The organism is Paragemmobacter ruber (genome assembly GCF_009908315.1).
Taxonomy (GTDB): Bacteria; Pseudomonadota; Alphaproteobacteria; order Rhodobacterales; family Rhodobacteraceae; genus Paragemmobacter; species Paragemmobacter ruber.
Genome location: NZ_JAAATW010000003.1, coordinates 746,549 through 762,161, shown reverse-complemented (window position 1 = coordinate 762,161; position 15,613 = coordinate 746,549). Strand labels below are relative to the sequence as shown.

Annotated in this window: 14 protein-coding genes; 8 read left to right on the top strand and 6 right to left on the bottom strand. The window is 67.4% G+C overall.

Annotated elements, in window-relative coordinates:
• Nucleotides 1-35: 35 nt before the first annotated feature.
• Nucleotides 36-1,796, bottom strand: coding sequence for an ABC transporter ATP-binding protein (locus GU920_RS15915; protein ID WP_394351570.1), 1,761 nt, complete (start codon nucleotides 1,794-1,796; stop codon nucleotides 36-38).
• A gap of 199 nt (nucleotides 1,797-1,995) precedes the next feature.
• Here GU920_RS15915 and GU920_RS15910 point away from each other — a divergent pair, with 199 nt between their 5' ends.
• Complete coding sequence (locus GU920_RS15910; RefSeq protein WP_161768133.1) at nucleotides 1,996-3,204, top strand: pyridoxal-phosphate-dependent aminotransferase family protein; 1,209 nt, start codon at nucleotides 1,996-1,998, stop codon at nucleotides 3,202-3,204.
• 29 nt (nucleotides 3,205-3,233) lie between these two features.
• Here GU920_RS15910 and copM read toward each other — a convergent pair whose 3' ends face one another.
• Nucleotides 3,234-3,611: a CopM family metallochaperone gene (gene copM / locus GU920_RS15905; RefSeq protein WP_161768040.1), complete on the bottom strand. Its 378-nt coding sequence runs from the start codon at nucleotides 3,609-3,611 to the stop codon at nucleotides 3,234-3,236.
• A 243-nt stretch (nucleotides 3,612-3,854) separates the two neighbouring features.
• On the opposite strand from copM, the gene GU920_RS15900 reads away from it, so the two are divergent.
• Complete coding sequence (locus GU920_RS15900; RefSeq protein WP_161768039.1) at nucleotides 3,855-4,652, top strand: gamma-glutamyl-gamma-aminobutyrate hydrolase family protein; 798 nt, start codon at nucleotides 3,855-3,857, stop codon at nucleotides 4,650-4,652.
• An 8-nt stretch (nucleotides 4,653-4,660) separates the two neighbouring features.
• Here the strand turns inward: GU920_RS15900 and GU920_RS15895 are convergent, their stop codons facing one another.
• Nucleotides 4,661-5,338 (bottom strand): TetR/AcrR family transcriptional regulator, encoded by a 678-nt coding sequence (locus GU920_RS15895; RefSeq protein ID WP_161768038.1) that lies wholly within the window; start codon nucleotides 5,336-5,338, stop codon nucleotides 4,661-4,663.
• A gap of 64 nt (nucleotides 5,339-5,402) precedes the next feature.
• On the opposite strand from GU920_RS15895, the gene GU920_RS15890 reads away from it, so the two are divergent.
• Together GU920_RS15890 and GU920_RS15885 are read left to right on the top strand one after the other, a co-directional pair.
• Entirely contained in the window at nucleotides 5,403-6,761 is a 1,359-nt protein-coding gene (locus GU920_RS15890; RefSeq protein ID WP_161768037.1) for an MATE family efflux transporter, read from the top strand.
• A gap of 32 nt (nucleotides 6,762-6,793) precedes the next feature.
• A complete protein-coding gene (locus GU920_RS15885; RefSeq protein ID WP_161768036.1) occupies nucleotides 6,794-7,483 on the top strand; it encodes a D-lyxose/D-mannose family sugar isomerase in 690 nt (229 codons plus the stop codon).
• A 65-nt stretch (nucleotides 7,484-7,548) separates the two neighbouring features.
• Here the strand turns inward: GU920_RS15885 and GU920_RS15880 are convergent, their stop codons facing one another.
• From GU920_RS15880 to kynU, 3 genes are all read right to left on the bottom strand, one after another.
• Nucleotides 7,549-8,475 (bottom strand): L,D-transpeptidase, encoded by a 927-nt coding sequence (locus tag GU920_RS15880; RefSeq protein WP_235933330.1) that lies wholly within the window; start codon nucleotides 8,473-8,475, stop codon nucleotides 7,549-7,551.
• A gap of 104 nt (nucleotides 8,476-8,579) precedes the next feature.
• Complete coding sequence (locus GU920_RS15875; RefSeq protein ID WP_161768035.1) at nucleotides 8,580-8,978, bottom strand: RidA family protein; 399 nt, start codon at nucleotides 8,976-8,978, stop codon at nucleotides 8,580-8,582.
• 56 nt (nucleotides 8,979-9,034) lie between these two features.
• Entirely contained in the window at nucleotides 9,035-10,231 is a 1,197-nt protein-coding gene (gene kynU / locus GU920_RS15870; RefSeq protein ID WP_161768034.1) for a kynureninase, read from the bottom strand.
• Nucleotides 10,232-10,407: 176 nt separating this feature from the next.
• Here kynU and GU920_RS15865 point away from each other — a divergent pair, with 176 nt between their 5' ends.
• The 4 genes from GU920_RS15865 (at nucleotide 10,408) to GU920_RS15850 (ending at nucleotide 15,527) form a co-directional block, all read left to right on the top strand.
• Nucleotides 10,408-10,854, top strand: a complete 447-nt coding sequence (locus GU920_RS15865) for a methyltransferase family protein (RefSeq protein WP_161768033.1) — start codon at nucleotides 10,408-10,410, stop codon at nucleotides 10,852-10,854.
• Between the two features lie 135 nt (nucleotides 10,855-10,989).
• Complete coding sequence (locus tag GU920_RS15860) at nucleotides 10,990-12,561, top strand: Re/Si-specific NAD(P)(+) transhydrogenase subunit alpha (protein WP_161768131.1); 1,572 nt, start codon at nucleotides 10,990-10,992, stop codon at nucleotides 12,559-12,561.
• Nucleotides 12,562-12,574: 13 nt separating this feature from the next.
• On the top strand, nucleotides 12,575-14,008 hold the full coding sequence (locus GU920_RS15855) for an NAD(P)(+) transhydrogenase (Re/Si-specific) subunit beta (RefSeq protein ID WP_161768032.1): 1,434 nt from the start codon (nucleotides 12,575-12,577) through the stop codon (nucleotides 14,006-14,008).
• A 235-nt stretch (nucleotides 14,009-14,243) separates the two neighbouring features.
• Nucleotides 14,244-15,527, top strand: coding sequence for a DUF3422 family protein (locus tag GU920_RS15850; protein WP_161768031.1), 1,284 nt, complete (start codon nucleotides 14,244-14,246; stop codon nucleotides 15,525-15,527).
• Nucleotides 15,528-15,613: the final 86 nt, after the last annotated feature.

The window sequence follows — 15,613 nt, the reverse complement described above, 5'->3', positions numbered from 1 at the left end:
CCTGCCCGGTCAAGATGGGCCGTGAAGATGTGGGATCAATCCTTGAACTGCAAGGCATGGAGGCTGGCATAAAGCCCGCCTTGCGCGATCAGGTCGTCATGGCGGCCCTCTTCCACCACGCGGCCCCGGTCCAGCACCACGATCTTGTCGGCCTCGCGCACGGTGGACAGGCGATGCGCAATCACCAGCGTCGTGCGCCCCTGCGCCAGCGAAGACAGCGCCGCCGCCACCGCCGCTTCGGATTGCGCGTCCAGCGCGGATGTCGCCTCGTCGAGCAGCAACACGGGCGCATCGGCCACCAAGGCGCGCGCGATGGCCACGCGCTGGCGTTGTCCACCCGACAGCGCCGATCCGCGCGGCCCGGCCGGGCTGTCAAGGCCACCGGGCAGGCCTGCCACCACATCGGTCAGGTTCGCCGCCTGCACGACAGAGGCAAGCTCGTCCGGCGAAACCCCGTCGCGGCCCATCAGGATGTTCTCGCGCAGGGATTCGTCGAACAACGCAGTGTCCTGCGACACCGTGGCGAAAAGCGACCGCTGGTCGGACAGCGACAGCGCCCGCACATCCTGCCCGCCGATGCGGATTACCCCGGCATCGGGTTCGGCCAGCCCCGTGAGCAGGTGGAAGACCGTGCTCTTGCCCGCGCCGGACGGGCCGACGATCGCCGTCATCCGGCCCGCCTCGGCGGTGAAGGTCAGCCCGTTCAGCACCGGCACGCCGGGATAGGCGAAACGCACATCGGCCAGTTCGATCCCCGGCACGCCCGCGGGCAGCGGCGCGCCCACCGCGGGCCGGGTCTCGGCCGTATCGGTATCGAGCAGGCGAAAGATCCGCTCAAGGCTTGCTGCCGCGATCTGCCATGTGCCGGCCATTTCGCCCAGCCTCCGGATCGGCTGGAAGGTCAGCGTCATGGCCGTGAAGAAGGACATGAACTCGCCCACCGTGCGCTCGCCTTCCGCCACCTCGCGCCCGCCCAACATGAGCACGGCGAAAAAGCCCACGCCGGTGACGATGTCGATCATGGCGGGCATGGTCTGCGCGGCGACGACCGATTTGCCGTAGGCGCGGTTCAACAGGCTCAGGACCTGACGGAAGCGCCCGGTCTGATAGTCTTCCTGCCGGTTCAGCTTGATCGCGTTCACGCCGTGAAAGATCTCGTCCAGCCGGGTGGAGCGTGCCGCCGCCGCGTCGCGCATCTGCGCCGATTTGCGCCGCAGATAGCGCTGCAGGATGACCGATGGCACGATCAGAAGCGGCGCCCCCACCAGCGCGGCCAGCGTCCAGCGCCAGTCGATCCCGATGGCCACGGCAAACAGGCCCACCAGCGCCACCAGATCGCGCCCCGCCGCCACGATCACCGTCTGCCAGATGCCCTGCACCGCGCCCGTGTCGCCCTGCACCCGGTCCATCAGCGCGCCGGGCGGGTTGCGTTGAAAGAAGCCGCCATCCTGCCGCAGGATGTGGCGCAGCATGTCCATCTGCATGGCCGATGCGATGCGCACCGAGATCAGCGTCAGCAGCGACCGCGACACCACCGTGGTGACCGCGCGCAACAGGAACAGGCCAAGGATGCCCGCCCCCACCCAGACCAGCGCGCCCTCGCCCCCGGGGGCAAAGACGCGATCGAACAGCGGCTCGATCATCCAGGACAGAAGGCCCAGCGTGCTGCCTTCGATCGACATCACGATAAAGGCCAGCACCATCAGCCCGACATGCGGCCGCAGGTAGCCCGCCCACAGCCTGCGGAACAGCGGGCGCGAGGCATAGGCCGGATCGCCGTCGCCGGTACGGTCGATGGGCTGCGCGTCGGCGATGCTGGAGGGTGGCTTGTGCGGATCGGGCACGGGGCAGGGCGGCCTTTGCTCTGGCGGCCCGCCGGAGGGGGCCTGTCAAGCCGTTGACTAGCGCGATTGCCCGCCCGGGGCAAGCGATGCAGGTCCGGTTGACCTTCGCCCGTCAGGGGCATAGCCATTCCTCACCCATTCGGAGATGACGATGACCCTTGCCCATGGCCGCCCCTATCTTGCCATTCCCGGCCCATCGGTGATGCCCGACCGGGTGCTGTCGGCCATGCACCGCGCCGCGCCCAACATCTATGACGGCGCCCTGCCCGAGATGGTGGAAACGCTCTGGCCCGATCTGCGCCGGGTGGCGGGGACGACGCAGAACGTGGCGCTGTATATCGCCAATGGCCACGGGGTGTGGGAGGCGGCCAATATGAACCTGTTCTCGCGCGGCGACCGCGCGCTGGTTCTGGCCACCGGTCGCTTTGGCCTGTCCTGGGCGGAATCGGTGCGTGCCTTGGGGGTGGAGGTGGAGGTGCTGGATTTCGGCAAATCCGCCCCTGTCGATTTCGCCCAGGTCGAGGCTGCGCTGCGCGCGGACGCCGCGCATCGCTACAAGGCCGTGCTGACCACCCATGTCGATACGGCCAGCACCGTGCGCACCGATATCCCCCGCCTGCGGGCCGTGATGGATTCGGTGGGCCATCCCGCGCTTCTGGCGGTGGATTGCATCGCCTCGCTGGGGTGCGACGAATTTCATATGGATGCCTGGGGCGTGGATGTGCTGGTCGCGGCCAGTCAGAAGGGGCTGATGGTGCCGCCGGGGATCGGCTTTGTCTGGTTTTCGGAAAAGGCGCGGGAGCGGTGCCGCGCGTCGGACCTGCGCACGCCCTATTGGGATTGGACGCCGCGCGCCGATGCGGCGGAGTTCTGGCAATACTGGAACGGCACCGCGCCCACGCATCACCTGTTCGGCTTGCGCGAAAGCCTGACCATGCTGCTGGATGAGGAAGGGCTGCCCGCCGTCTGGCATCGGCATGAGGTTCTGGCGCAGGCGGTCTGGGCGGCCTTTGACCGCTGGTCTGCGGGCAATCCCGACATCGCGCTGAACGTGGCCGATCCCGCCCATCGCGGGCGGTCCGTCACGGCAGCGCGGCTTGGCGCACCCCACGCCACGCGCCTGCGGGAGTGGACGGAGCATAAGGGCGGCGTCACGCTGGGCATCGGGCTGGGCATGGCCGCGCCGAACGATCCCGCCTATCACGGCTTTCTGCGGGTGGCGCATATGGGGCATGTGAATGCCCATATGACGCTGGGCGCGCTGGCGGTGATGGAGGCGGGGATGACCGCGCTTTCCATTCCCTTCGGGCCGGGCGCGCTGTCGGCCGCCGCTGCCGTGGTGGCCGAGGGCGCGCGCTAGGGCGGCGCCCGGCACCGTTCAGCAGGCCGTCAGCCGCCGTTCTTGGCCAGCCATTCGGTCATCCAGCCGATCTCGGCCTCTTGCGCGGCGATGATCTCTTCGGCCAGTTTCTTCACCTGCGGGTCATCGCCATGCTCCAGCACCACGCGCGCCATGTCGATGGCGCCTTGGTGATGGGCGATCATGCCGCGCACGAAATCCACATCGGCATCGCCGGTGAATGCGATGCCCATGCCGGCGTGCATCCGATCATTCGCCGCCCTGTAGGCTTGGGTCGAGGGGGCCTCCTCGCCCATCATCGACCCGGCATGGTCGCCATGCCCACCATGCCCACCATGGCCCGCTTCCTGCGCGGCAAGGGGGGCGGCGGCCAGAAGGGCCACCGAAAGGATCAGGGCGCGGGACATCGGGTTTCCTCCTTTTGGAACATATGCAAGGCCCGTTGTGCAACCTTCCCCCCGCCGGAAGGCAAGTCACGGCGGCGTGAGCCGCAACGGGGCCGTTTTCCCGGTCGTTTTCCGGGCAGACCGCCCGCGCGATGCCCGATCCGCACCCAAACCCTGCGCTCAGGCACAAAGATGCGGCGGATCGGCCCTTTGCTTGGACGCGCGCTCTGCCTATCCTTGAGGCAACGGAGGGATGACAGAACCATGACGCACGCCCCGCGCCGCCCGGTTGTCGGCATCATCGGCAATATGGGCCTGATGAATCAGGAATACCCCGTCCATGCCAGCGGCACCCTGAATTCGGAAGCCGTGGCCGGTGTGGCCGGATGTCTGCCCCTGATCATCCCCACCGATCCGCGCTTCGTGGGCGTCGCCGAACTGCTGGAGCTTTGCGACGGTTTCCTGCTGACCGGGGGGCGCCCCAATGTGCATCCCAGCGAATATGGCGAAGAGGAAACCCCCGCCCATGGCTGTTTTGACCGCTGCCGCGATGCGATCACGCTGCCCCTGGTCCGCGCCTGCGTGGAGCGGGGCCAGCCCTTCCTCGGCATCTGCCGGGGTTTCCAAGAGGTGAACGTCGCCATGGGCGGCACGCTCTACCCCGAAATCCGCGATCTGCCGGGGCGGATGAACCACCGCATGCCGCCCGACGGCACGCTGGAGGAGAAATTCGCCCTGCGCCACACGGTGCGCTTCACCAAGGGGGGCGTGTTCCACCGCCTGATGGGGGCGGAAGAGGTGATGACCAACACGCTGCACGGGCAGGGGATCAACCGCCCCGGCCCCCGCATCGTGATCGACGGCGAGGCCCCCGATGGCACGCCCGAGGCGATCTATGTGAAGGATGCGCCGGGTTTCACCCTTTCGGTGCAGTGGCACCCGGAATGGAACGCGGCGGGCGATCCGGTATCGCGGCCCTTGTTCACCGCCTTCGGGCAGGCCGTGGCGGAATGGGCGGGCACGCGGCGCGGGATGCCCGCGCGCCATCTGCGGCAGGCCTGAACGCGCGGTCAGGGCTGCTCGGACAGGCTGTCGAGAAAGACGTCCAGCGCGGTTTGGGTGGCATAGGGCGGCAGCGTCAGCCCGTCGAAGACGGCCTCCAGCGCGGTATGGGCGGCGCTGCGCTGCGCGTCGGTCCCCCCCTCGCATCCCGCAAGCCAGAGCGCCTGCGCCATGACCGCCCCGTTCAGGAGATGCGCCGTCGCCACCGGGTCGAGCGGGCGCAGGCGTCCATGGGCGATCAGATCGGCCAGATCCTCGACGATGGTGGCAAAGCCCGAATTCATCAGGATGTCCATCGCCCGCGCGCCCATCACGGCAGGCGCATCGCGGAACAGGATGCGCGCCCTATCGGGGCGCAAGGCAAGGTCGAGATAGGCGTGATAGCAGGCCTTCATCCCCGCCCAAGGATCGGATTGCGCTTCGTATACCACATCGAGTTCGGTGCCGATCTCGGCATCCACGGCGCGGAAGACGGCCTCGAAAAGCCCGGCCTGGTTCTGGAAATGGTGATGCAGCGCGCCGCGGGTGACCCCGGCCTCGGCCGCCAGCGCGTCCAGCGAGACCTGCGCGAAACCCTGCACGGCAAAGGCCCGGCGGGCCGTCGCGACAAGGCGGAGCGCGGTCAGTTCCGCAGCCTCGGCGCGGCCCTGCGGGCGTGGCGGGGTGGGGGTTGGTCCAGTTGACATACGGTCCGTATGTGAGTTAGTTGGTTCACATACGAAGCGTATGTGAAACGGACGGCGAGGGCAAGTGCAGCGGGCGGGACGGGTGGCGGCGATCTGGCGCGAGGTGCCGGGGATCGTGGGTCTGGCGCTGCCCATCGTGATGGGCCTTGCCGCAAGCACCCTGATCGGGGTCACGGATTCGCTGATGCTTGCGCCGCTGGGGCCAGTGCCCCTTGCGGCGGTCGGTCTGACGGGGGCGGTGGCAGCGCTGTTCTATGCGGCGATCTACGGCCTTCTGTCAGCGCTGTCGGTGCGGATCGGGGCGGCATGGGGCGCGGGCGAGGGGCGCGCGATTTCCGGCATCCTGCGGTCGGGCCTTGCGCTGGGCGCGCTGGTGGGCATCGGGTCGGCCTTGGTCATGGCCGCGCTCTGGCCGCTGCTGCCGCTTTTGGGGCAACCGGAAGAGGTGATCGGCGCGATGCGCGCCTATTGGTTCTGGATCTGCGCCTTCCTTGTTCCCTTTGCGATCCTGACGGCCTTCAAATCAGCCTTCGAGGCGGTGGAAAAGCCATGGCTCGGCACCGCCTTCGCCTTTCTGGGCGTGGTCGTGAACGTGCCGCTGAACTATGCGCTGATCTGGGGCCTTGGCCCCTTGCCGCAACTGGGGCTGACGGGGGCGGGGCTGGCCTCTTTCCTTGCCGAGACCATCGCGCTTGGCGCGGCCTTCCTGTGGTGGCGTTCCGCGCCATCCATGCGCCGCCTGCGCCTGCGGCGGCAAGTGGCGCTGGGCGAGATGGGGCTGACCTTCCGCGAAGGCGCACCGCTTGGCGCGATGTATGTGGTGGAGACCGCCTCGGTCAGCGTGGCCACGCTGATGATCGGGGCCTTCGGCACCGTGGCGTTGGCCGGCAATCAGGTGGCGCAGGCGGTGGGGTGGGGGTTGCTTTACATGCTTCCGCTTGGCGTGGCGGGGGCGGTGGCGATCCGCGTGGCGCAAGAACGCGGGGCGGGCAATGCCGCCGCGCTGCGCCCCATCGCGCTGGCTGCGGTGGCGGTCGCGGGGGTCTGGCTTGTGGCGGCGGCGCTGACGCTGGCGCTGCGGGGAGAGGCCATCGCGCGGCTTGTGACGGATGACCCGGAAGTGGTGGCGGTGGCGGCGGCGATCTTCCTTGTCTTCGCGCCGATGCAGATCAGCGATGCGGTGCAATCGGCCATGCTGGGCGCCCTGCGCGGCCTGTCGGATACGGCATGGCCCGCCATGGTATCGGCCATCGCCTATTGGCCGGTGGCACTGCCCTTGGGCTATGCGCTGGCCCATTGGGGCGGGATGGGGCCGTCGGGCATCTGGGCGGGCTATATCCTTGCGCTGGCGGGCGCAGGGGCGGCGCTGGCGGTGCGGTTCTGGCGCAAAACGGCCTTGTTGGAGGCGCCCGCCTCTGCCTAGATGCGCGCAACGCAAGGCGGGGGGAGGAAGCGATGAAACGCTCGCGCATCAATGACATCATGGCGGCGGCGGATGACATGATCCGCCATTTCGGGTTTGTCCTGCCGCCCTTCGCCTATTGGTCGCCCGACGAATTCAAGGCCCGCAAGGGGCAGGCGCAGGCCATCATCACCGCGCGGATGGGCTGGGACATCACCGATTACGGGCAAGGCGCGTTCGACGAGCTTGGCCTTTTCCTCTTTACCCTGCGCAACGGGCGGCTGGCCGACCTGCAGCGCGGCGGCGGCATGTGCTATGCCGAGAAACTGCTGATCTCGCGCAAGGATCAGCATTCCCCCTGCCACACCCATGTGGTCAAGGCCGAGGACATCATCAACCGGGGCGGGGCCAAGCTGGCCGTCCGGCTGAACGGATCGAACCCCGACGGCACATTCTCCGAAACGCAGGGCGGCGTGGTCCTGTGCGACGGCATCCCGCGCCCCTTCACCGGGGGTGAGGTGATCCTGCTTGCACCCGGCGAAAGCGTCACGCTGATGCCCGGCGACTGGCACGCCTTCTGGGGCGAAGGTGGCGATGTGCTGATCGGTGAGGTGTCCACCGTCAATGACGACGTGACCGACAATGTCTTCGTGTCAAAGAAGATCGGCCGCTTCTCGCAGATCGAAGAGGATGTGGCCCCCACCCACCTGCTGGTGGCCGATTACGATCGCTGGCTGGCCTGAGGCGCCGGCCAAAAGGAAAAGGGCGCGACGGTCCCCCGTCGCGCCTTTTTTTTTCATGCAGGGCCTCAGCCGCTGGTCGCCGGGGCGGCGGGCGGCGTCTGCAGCGCGGCAGGCACGCCCTGCAGCATCGGATTGAACGTGGGCATCGCGGCGGGCACCACCACCGGCGCGGGCGCGGGCGCGGCAGCCACGGCAGCGGGTTTCGGCGCGGGCGGCGGCAGCACCAGACGGGTGGGATACTGCCCATCCCGCGTCAGCACGACGACCTTCTCCCCGCCCTTCAGGCGGTTATACAGGTCGATCACATCCTGATTGATCATGCGGATGCAGCCCGATGAGGCATTGCGCCCGATCGACCGCCATTCCGGCGTGCCGTGGATGCGATAGCCGTAATCCACGCCATTCGTCGTCAGGTAGATCGCCCGCGCACCCAAGGGGTTGGTCGGCCCGCCCGGCTGGCCATCCTTCCACTTCGCCAGCTTCGGATCGCGCGCGATCATCTCGGCCGGCGGGGTCCAGGTGGGCCAGGGCTTCTTCTCGCTGACAATCGCGGTGCCCGACCATTCGAACCCGGCCCGGCCCACGGCAATGCCATAGCGGATCGCCTGATTCTTGCCGGTCACATAATGCAGCACGCGCTGCGACGGGTTGATGATGATCGTTCCCGGCACCTCATCCGTCGGGAAATAGACGGTCTGGCGACGGAACTGCTGGGGGATTTCCTCCACTGGCAGGGCGGGGATGTCGATATTGGCATCCTTGGTGGCCAGATAGGCGTTCGGCACCTCCTTCGGGGCCGGCGCCTGTGCAAGGCCCGCCTCGATCATGGCCGGATCGGGCACGCAGGCAGACAGAAGGCCGGCAAAGGCGCCGACAGTCAAAAGGCGGAGCAGGGCAGCAAAACGGGCGCGCATAACGTCATTGGTCCATATGTTCGGCAGGGCGAGCAGCGCCTGCACGGGGGTTTCCGGGCGCAACGGTATCGTTTGCAAGGTCTTGCGTCAAAGAAACAAAGCGGGCCAGCCGGGCATTCCCCCGTGGCGCAGGGCATCTGGTGCGGCCAGAGTCGCCCTTTGGCCACAGTCCGGGCCGTGCATCAGCTTGCCGCCACCGCGTCCACCTCGGCCAGCAGCGCCGGGCTGGCCAGGCCCGCGACGATCAGCAGGGTGGCGGCCGGCAAGGGGCCGTCGCCCACCCAGGCGTCGCGCCGGGCGCGGTAGGTGGCCACCGCCTCGGGCGTGCCGTCCGTCAGATAGATGGTCAGCTTCACCAGATCGCCCTTGCCCATGCCCGCTGCCGCAAGCCCCGCCGCCACATTGGCGAAACAGGCATCGAGCTGCGCCGCCAACCCCTCGGCCACGCGCCCATCGGGTAGGGTGCCGATCTGCCCCGAAAGATGCAGCCAGCGCACCGCCCCCTCGACCAGCACGGCATGGGCATAGCGCGAGGCGGGCGCGGCGATGCCTTCGGGGTTCCAGCGGCGGATCGTGGTCATGCTGTCCTCTCGCGGTCAGGTCACAGGGTCAGGTCAGACGGGCAGGTCACTCGCCCTCAAGTCACGCGGGCGCGGGTCTTGTATTCCGGGCGGTCCCACAGGCCCTTGTCCATCACCTCGGCCAGAACGGCCACGGCAGCGGCCACCTCTTCCGGCCCGATATAGAGCGGCGTGAACCCGAAGCGCAGGATGTCGGGCGCGCGGAAATCCCCGATCACGCCCCGCGCGATCAGCGCCTGCATGATGGCATAGCCTTCGGGGTGGCGGAAGCTTACCTGCGATCCCCGGCTTTCGGGGTCGCGCGGGCTGGCGAGTGTCAGGCTGGGGCAGGCGGCCTCTACCCCCTTGATGAAGGCTTCGGTCAGTTCGATGGACCGGGCGCGCACATCGGCCATGGTTGTCATGTCCCAGACATCCATCGCCGCCTCCAGCGCGGCGAGTTGCAGCACCGGCGGGGTGCCGACGCGCATCCGCTCCACCCCGCGGCCGGGGCGATAGGCAAGGTCAAAGGCGAAGGGCGCCTCATGCCCCAGCCAGCCCGAAAGGGCAGGGCGCGCGCGGTCGGCATGGCGGGGGGCCACATAGATAAAGGCGGGGCCACCGGGGCCGGAATTGAGGTATTTGTAGGTGCAGCCCACCGCGAAATCCGCGCCCACCCCGGCCAGATCGACCGGCAGCGCGCCCGCCGAATGGGCCAGATCCCACACCGTCAGCGCGCCCATCTGATGCGCCCGCGCCGTGATCGCCGCCATGTCATGCTTGCGGCCCGTGCGATAATCCACCTCGGTGATCATCGTCACGGCGACGGTTTCATCGATGGCGTCCAGCACCTCTTCGGGCGCCACGGTGCGCAGGGTATAGCCATCGCCCAAGGTCCGCACCAAGCCATCCGCCATGTACAGATCGGACGGGAAATTCCCGGTATCCGACAGGATCACCCGCCGCCCGGGGTTCATCTCCAAGGCCGAGGCCAGCGCCTGATAGACCTTGATCGACAGCGTATCCCCCATCACCACCGTGCCGGGTTCCGCCCCGATCAGCCGGGCGATCCGGTCGCCCACGCGGGCGGGTTGCTCCATCCACCCGGCGCGGTTCCAGCCGGTGATCAGCATCTGGCCCCATTCCGCCTCTACCGCCTGTGCGACGCGTGTTGCCGCCGCCTTGGGCAGGGGGCCCAGCGAATTGCCATCGAGGTAGATGATCCCCTCGGGCAGCACAAAGGCGGCGCGCGTGGCGGCGAAATCGGTGGTCATGGGTGTCTCTCCTCTTGCGGGTGCACAATGCCGCGTCGCTGCGCCCGCCACAACTGCCCCTGCAACCGGCAGGATGCCGGTTTCGGGGGCTGGAATGTCGATTTCCGCCCCCGGGGGGCTTGCCATTCCCGCCCCGGAACGGAACAAACGGCGCAAGAGGCGAAGAGGGGGCGTGCGTGCCGAAATGGATCGACCTGCCGCCGGTCTGGCTGGTGGCCTTCGTGGCGGCCGTCTGGGGGTTGGACCGGTTGATCCCGGTCAACCTCTTCGGCGCGCTGGGCGATCTTCTGGCGGCGGGGCTGGCGGGGGCGGGGGCGCTTTTGTTCGGCGGCGCGCTGCGGGCCTTTGCGCGGGCGCGCACCACGGTGATCCCGCACCGCCTGCCGCAGGCGCTGATCACATCGGGCGTGTTCCGGCTGTCGCGCAACCCCATCTATCTGGCCGATGCGGGCTTTCTGACGGCGGCAATCCTGTGGTGGGACGCGCCCCATGCGCTGCCCCTCGTGCCGCTGTTCATGATCCTGATCCGCAACCGCTTTATCCGGGGGGAGGAGGCGCGCCTGCGCGCTGCCTTCGGCGATGCGTTTGACGATTGGGCCGCCCGCGTGCGGCGCTGGCTATGATGCGCGCGGCACCCGATAATCCGGCAACAGTCGGAAAAGGGGATGCAGGGGTTTGAAATATTCTTGCGCGGTGATAAGTGGCGCAAGGTTGAACATCCGGGGGCCGCGCCTGCGGCGAAGAACGGGGGAGAGAGCGTGAAGATCGGGGCACCAAGAGAGATATTCGAAGGCGAGAACCGGGTGGCGATGACGCCCGACTCCGTGGTGGCGCTGGCCAAGCTGGGCCATACGTCGGTGATCGAGGCGGGCGCGGGCGCCAAGGCCGGCTTCTCCGACGACGCCTACCGTGCGGCGGGGGCCGAGGTTCTGCCCAGTGCCAAGGCCGTGTTCGACGCCGCCGATGTGGTGGTCAAGGTTCGCGGGCCGGAAGCCGCAGAGGCGGCGCTGCTCAAGCGCGGCCAGACGCTGATCAGCTTCTTCTGGCCCGCCCAGAACGAGGCGCTCCTGAAGCAGGTGGCCGATCAGGGCGCGACGGTCGTCGCGATGGACATGGTGCCGCGCATCTCCCGCGCGCAGAAGATGGATGCCCTGTCGTCCATGGCCAATATCGCGGGCTACCGCGCGGTGATCGAGGCAGGCAATAATTTCGGCCGCTTCTTCACCGGGCAGGTCACAGCAGCGGGCAAGATCCCGCCCGCCAAGGTGCTGATCGTGGGGGCGGGCGTGGCGGGCCTTGCCGCCATCGGCACCTCCGTCTCGCTCGGCGCGATCACCTATGCCTTCGACGTGCGCCCCGAAGTGGCCGAACAGATCGAATCGATGGGGGCGGAATTCGTCTTTCTCGAATTCGAACAGGCGCAGGACGGCGCGGCGACGGGCGGCTACGCAGCCCCCTCCAGCCCCGAGTTCCGCGAAAAGCAGCTTGCCAAGTTCCGCGAGCTTGCGCCCGAGATGGACATCGTCATCACCACCGCCCTGATCCCCGGTCGCCCCGCGCCCAAGCTGTGGACCGAGGACATGGTCAAGATGATGAAGCGCGGCAGCGTGATCATCGACCTTGCCGCCGAACGCGGCGGCAACTGCGACCTGACGGTGCCGGATCAAAAGATCGTCACGGAAAACGGCGTGACCATCGTGGGTTACACCGATTTCCCCAGCCGGATGGCGGCGCAGGCCTCGACGCTCTATGCCACCAACATCCGCCACATGCTGACGGACCTGACGCCCAAGAAGGACGGCGTGATCCACCACAACATGGAGGATGACGTGATCCGCGGCGCGACCGTGGCGCATGAGGGCGCGGTGACCTATCCGCCGCCGCCCCCCAAGATCGCGGCCATCGCGGCAGCGAAGCCAAAGGAAAAGCCCAAGGAACTCACGCCCGAAGAAAAACGCGCGCAGGAACTGGCGGCCTTCAAGAAGCAGACCCGCGATCAGGTCGCCATGCTGGTGGCGGGAGGCGCGCTGATCCTGCTGGCGGGGCTCTATACCCCGGCCAGCTTCATGTCGCATTTCATTGTCTTCGTGCTGTCGGTCTATGTCGGCGTGCAGGTCATCTGGAACGTGTCGCACTCGCTGCACACCCCGCTGATGGCGATCACCAACGCCATCTCGTCGATCATCATTCTGGGTGCCCTGATGCAGATCGGATCGGGCAACTGGCTGGTGGTGATCCTCGCCGCGCTGTCGGTCTTCATGGCCGGCATCAACATCTTCGGCGGCTTCCTCGTCACCCGGCGCATGCTCGCCATGTTCCAGAAGTCGTAAGGAGGCTCGCGCGATGGAATACGGATTCACCACCGCCGCCTATGTCGTGGCCGCGGTCCTCATCATCCAGTCTCTGGGCGGCCTTTCGGGGCAGGAAAGCGCCAAGCGCGCCGTCTGGTATGGCATCGTCGGCATGGCGCTGGCGATTGCCGCCACGCTGATCGGCCCCGGCGCGGGCAACTGGTTCCTCAGCCTGATCATGATCGCGGTCGGCGGCGCCATCGGCTATGTCGTGGCGCAGCGCGTGCAGATGACCGAGATGCCCCAGCTTGTCGCCGCGATGCACAGCCTTGTCGGTCTGGCCGCGGTCTTCATCGGCTTCAACACCCATATCGAACTGGCCTCCATCGCGGGGATGGATGAAACCGCGCGCGCCGCGCTGACCGGTTTCGCTGCCAAGGTCGCCGAAAAGACGGCCGTGGAAGTGGCGATCCTGCGGGTGGAAACCTTCCTTGGCGTCTTCATCGGCGCGGTCACCTTCACCGGGTCGGTCATCGCCTTCGGCAAGCTTGCGGGCAAGGTGGACGGCAAGGCCAAGAAACTGCCCGGCGGCCATGTGCTGAACGCGGGCGCGGCGATCATCTCGCTGGTGCTGCTGTTCGTCTACCTGCAGTCCGGCTCCACGCTGGCGCTTCTGGTGATGACGCTGGCCGCGCTGTTCATCGGCTATCACCTGATCATGGGGATCGGCGGGGCGGACATGCCCGTCGTCGTGTCGATGCTGAACAGCTATTCCGGCTGGGCGGCGGCGGCGATCGGCTTCTCGCTGTCCAATGACCTCCTGATCGTTGTGGGCGCGCTGGTGGGGTCTTCGGGCGCGATCCTCTCCTACATCATGTGCAAGGCGATGAACCGGTCCTTCATCAGCGTGATCCTCGGCGGTTTCGGTGGCACCACCGGCCCCGCGATGGAAGTGACGGGCGAACAGATCGCAATTGACGCCGAAGGCGTGGCCGCGGCCCTGAACGATGCCGACAGCATCATCATCATCCCCGGCTACGGGATGGCGGTGGCGCAGGCGCAGCAATCGGTGTCGGAACTGACGCGGAAGCTGCGCGCCAAGGGCAAGAACGTCCGCTTCGCCATCCACCCGGTGGCGGGCCGTCTGCCCGGCCACATGAACGTGCTTCTGGCAGAGGCGAAGGTGCCCTACGACATCGTTCTGGAGATGGACGAGATCAACGAGGACTTCCCCGAAACCGACGTGGCGATCGTGATCGGGTCGAATGACATCGTGAACCCCGCCGCGCAGGAAGACCCCAACAGCCCCATCGCCGGGATGCCGGTGTTGGAATGCTGGAAGGCCAAGCAGGTGTTCGTCTCCAAGCGCGGGCAGGGCACGGGCTATTCGGGCATCGAGAACCCGCTGTTCTTCAAAGAGAACACGCGCATGTTCTATGGCGATGCGAAAAAGAGCATCGACGCGCTGCTGCCGATGATCGACTGAACAGGGGATGGGCAGGATTGCCCATCCTACGCAGGACATCTTCTCGTAGGATGGGCAGTCCTGCCCATCCTACCTGCCCCGGCCCGCAAGGGCGGGGCCGTTTTCTTGTGCAACCCGCCCCGCCTTTGCCGGGCTTTTCTGCAACATCCGCCCGGCATACCCCGGTATTCCACCAAATCACTGGCCCCTGCGGCGCGTGCATCCTACCTCGCTTGCAAGGACCGACAGGACGATCATGCCCGCTTCCATGGACCACCCGCTTCGCTACTCGCTTGTGAACGAACTGCATGCGCGCCCCTTCCCCGCGCTGGATGTGCCCTGTCACGCCGTCTACATGGCCTTCAAGGAACCGGTGGATGCGGCCAACCGCGACCGGTCGAAGGACCGCGCGCATCTTCTTTCGCTGCTCGACCGCCACGCCTCCGCCCATCCGCAGCCCGATGCCACGCATTTCTCCGGCCCCATCGGGCGGCATGACCTGAAATGGGAAAGCCATACCGAGTTCGTCACCTATTCCGCCTTCGGCCCCGGTGTCTCTACCCGCCCCTTCGATCCGGCCGAAGCCGAAGTCTTCCCCGAAGACTGGCTCGCCGCCGCGCCGGGCAAGCGCATCTGCTCCGTCCTGATCCGGGTCGAGGAATTGCCCGACGCTGACGATGCCGTCATGGCCAAGCTGGAAGACTGGTTCGTTCCCGAAAGCCTCGCCGTCAGCCGTGTCGTGGACGGCGCGGCCATCGTCGCGGGCGATTTCCGCATCGACCCTGCCGGTCACATGCGCTTTGCCGTGTTTGTCCGTCCCGGCACCGGCTCGCGCCGTGTGGGCCGCATCGTGCAGCGCCTGTGCGAGGTGGAAACCTACCGCTCCATGTCCATGCTGGGCCTGATGCGCGCGCGCCAGCTCACCGGCCGCCTCAACGCGCTGGATCCCCAACTGATGGGCCTCGTCTCCGCGCTCGACACCTCCGAACGCTCGCCCGAAGAGGCGCTGCACGAGCTTCTCACGATCTCCTCGGAACTCGAAAGCCTCGCCGTGCAGTTCTCCTTCCGCTTCGGCGCGACGGCCGCCTATGAGGCGATCGTCAACCAGCGGATCGAGGTGATGCGCGAGGCCCGCATCCAGGGCCGCCAGACCTTCGGCGAATTCATGATGCGCCGCTACGATCCGGCGATGCGCACGGTGAAATCGGCTGAAGCCAGGCTGAAAAGCATGGCCGAACGCGCGCAGCGCGCGGCGGAACTTTTGCGCACCCGGGTGGATGTGGAACGCAGCGCGCAGAACCAGAAACTTCTGGAAAGCATGGACAAACGCGCCGATCTGCAACTGCGCCTGCAGCGCACGGTCGAAGGCCTGTCCACCGTGGCCATCAGCTATTACGCCGTCAACCTCGCGGCCTACGCGCTCGAACCGCTCGCCGATCGCGTGCACCTGTCCCACGGCGCGCTCCTCGCGATCCTGACGCCCGTCGTCCTGGTGGGGGTCTGGCTGATGGTGCGCCGCATCCGCAACCATTTCGACTGACGCCCCACCTTCGGTCTTCCCCGTTGGTCAAATATCCTCGGGGGTGAATGGGCGCCCTGCGCCCAGAGGGGGCAGACAGCCCCCTT

Coding starts and splice junctions, on each gene's coding strand:
- GU920_RS15910 (WP_161768133.1), top strand. CDS start 1,996: ATGACCCTTGCCCATGGCCGCCCCTATCTTGCCATTCCCGGCCCATCG.
- GU920_RS15850 (WP_161768031.1), top strand. CDS start 14,244: ATGCCCGCTTCCATGGACCACCCGCTTCGCTACTCGCTTGTGAACGAA.
- GU920_RS15895 (WP_161768038.1), bottom strand. CDS start 5,338: ATGTCAACTGGACCAACCCCCACCCCGCCACGCCCGCAGGGCCGCGCC.
- kynU (WP_161768034.1), bottom strand. CDS start 10,231: ATGACCACCGATTTCGCCGCCACGCGCGCCGCCTTTGTGCTGCCCGAG.
- copM (WP_161768040.1), bottom strand. CDS start 3,611: ATGTCCCGCGCCCTGATCCTTTCGGTGGCCCTTCTGGCCGCCGCCCCC.
- GU920_RS15855 (WP_161768032.1), top strand. CDS start 12,575: ATGGAATACGGATTCACCACCGCCGCCTATGTCGTGGCCGCGGTCCTC.
- GU920_RS15900 (WP_161768039.1), top strand. CDS start 3,855: ATGACGCACGCCCCGCGCCGCCCGGTTGTCGGCATCATCGGCAATATG.
- GU920_RS15885 (WP_161768036.1), top strand. CDS start 6,794: ATGAAACGCTCGCGCATCAATGACATCATGGCGGCGGCGGATGACATG.
- GU920_RS15875 (WP_161768035.1), bottom strand. CDS start 8,978: ATGACCACGATCCGCCGCTGGAACCCCGAAGGCATCGCCGCGCCCGCC.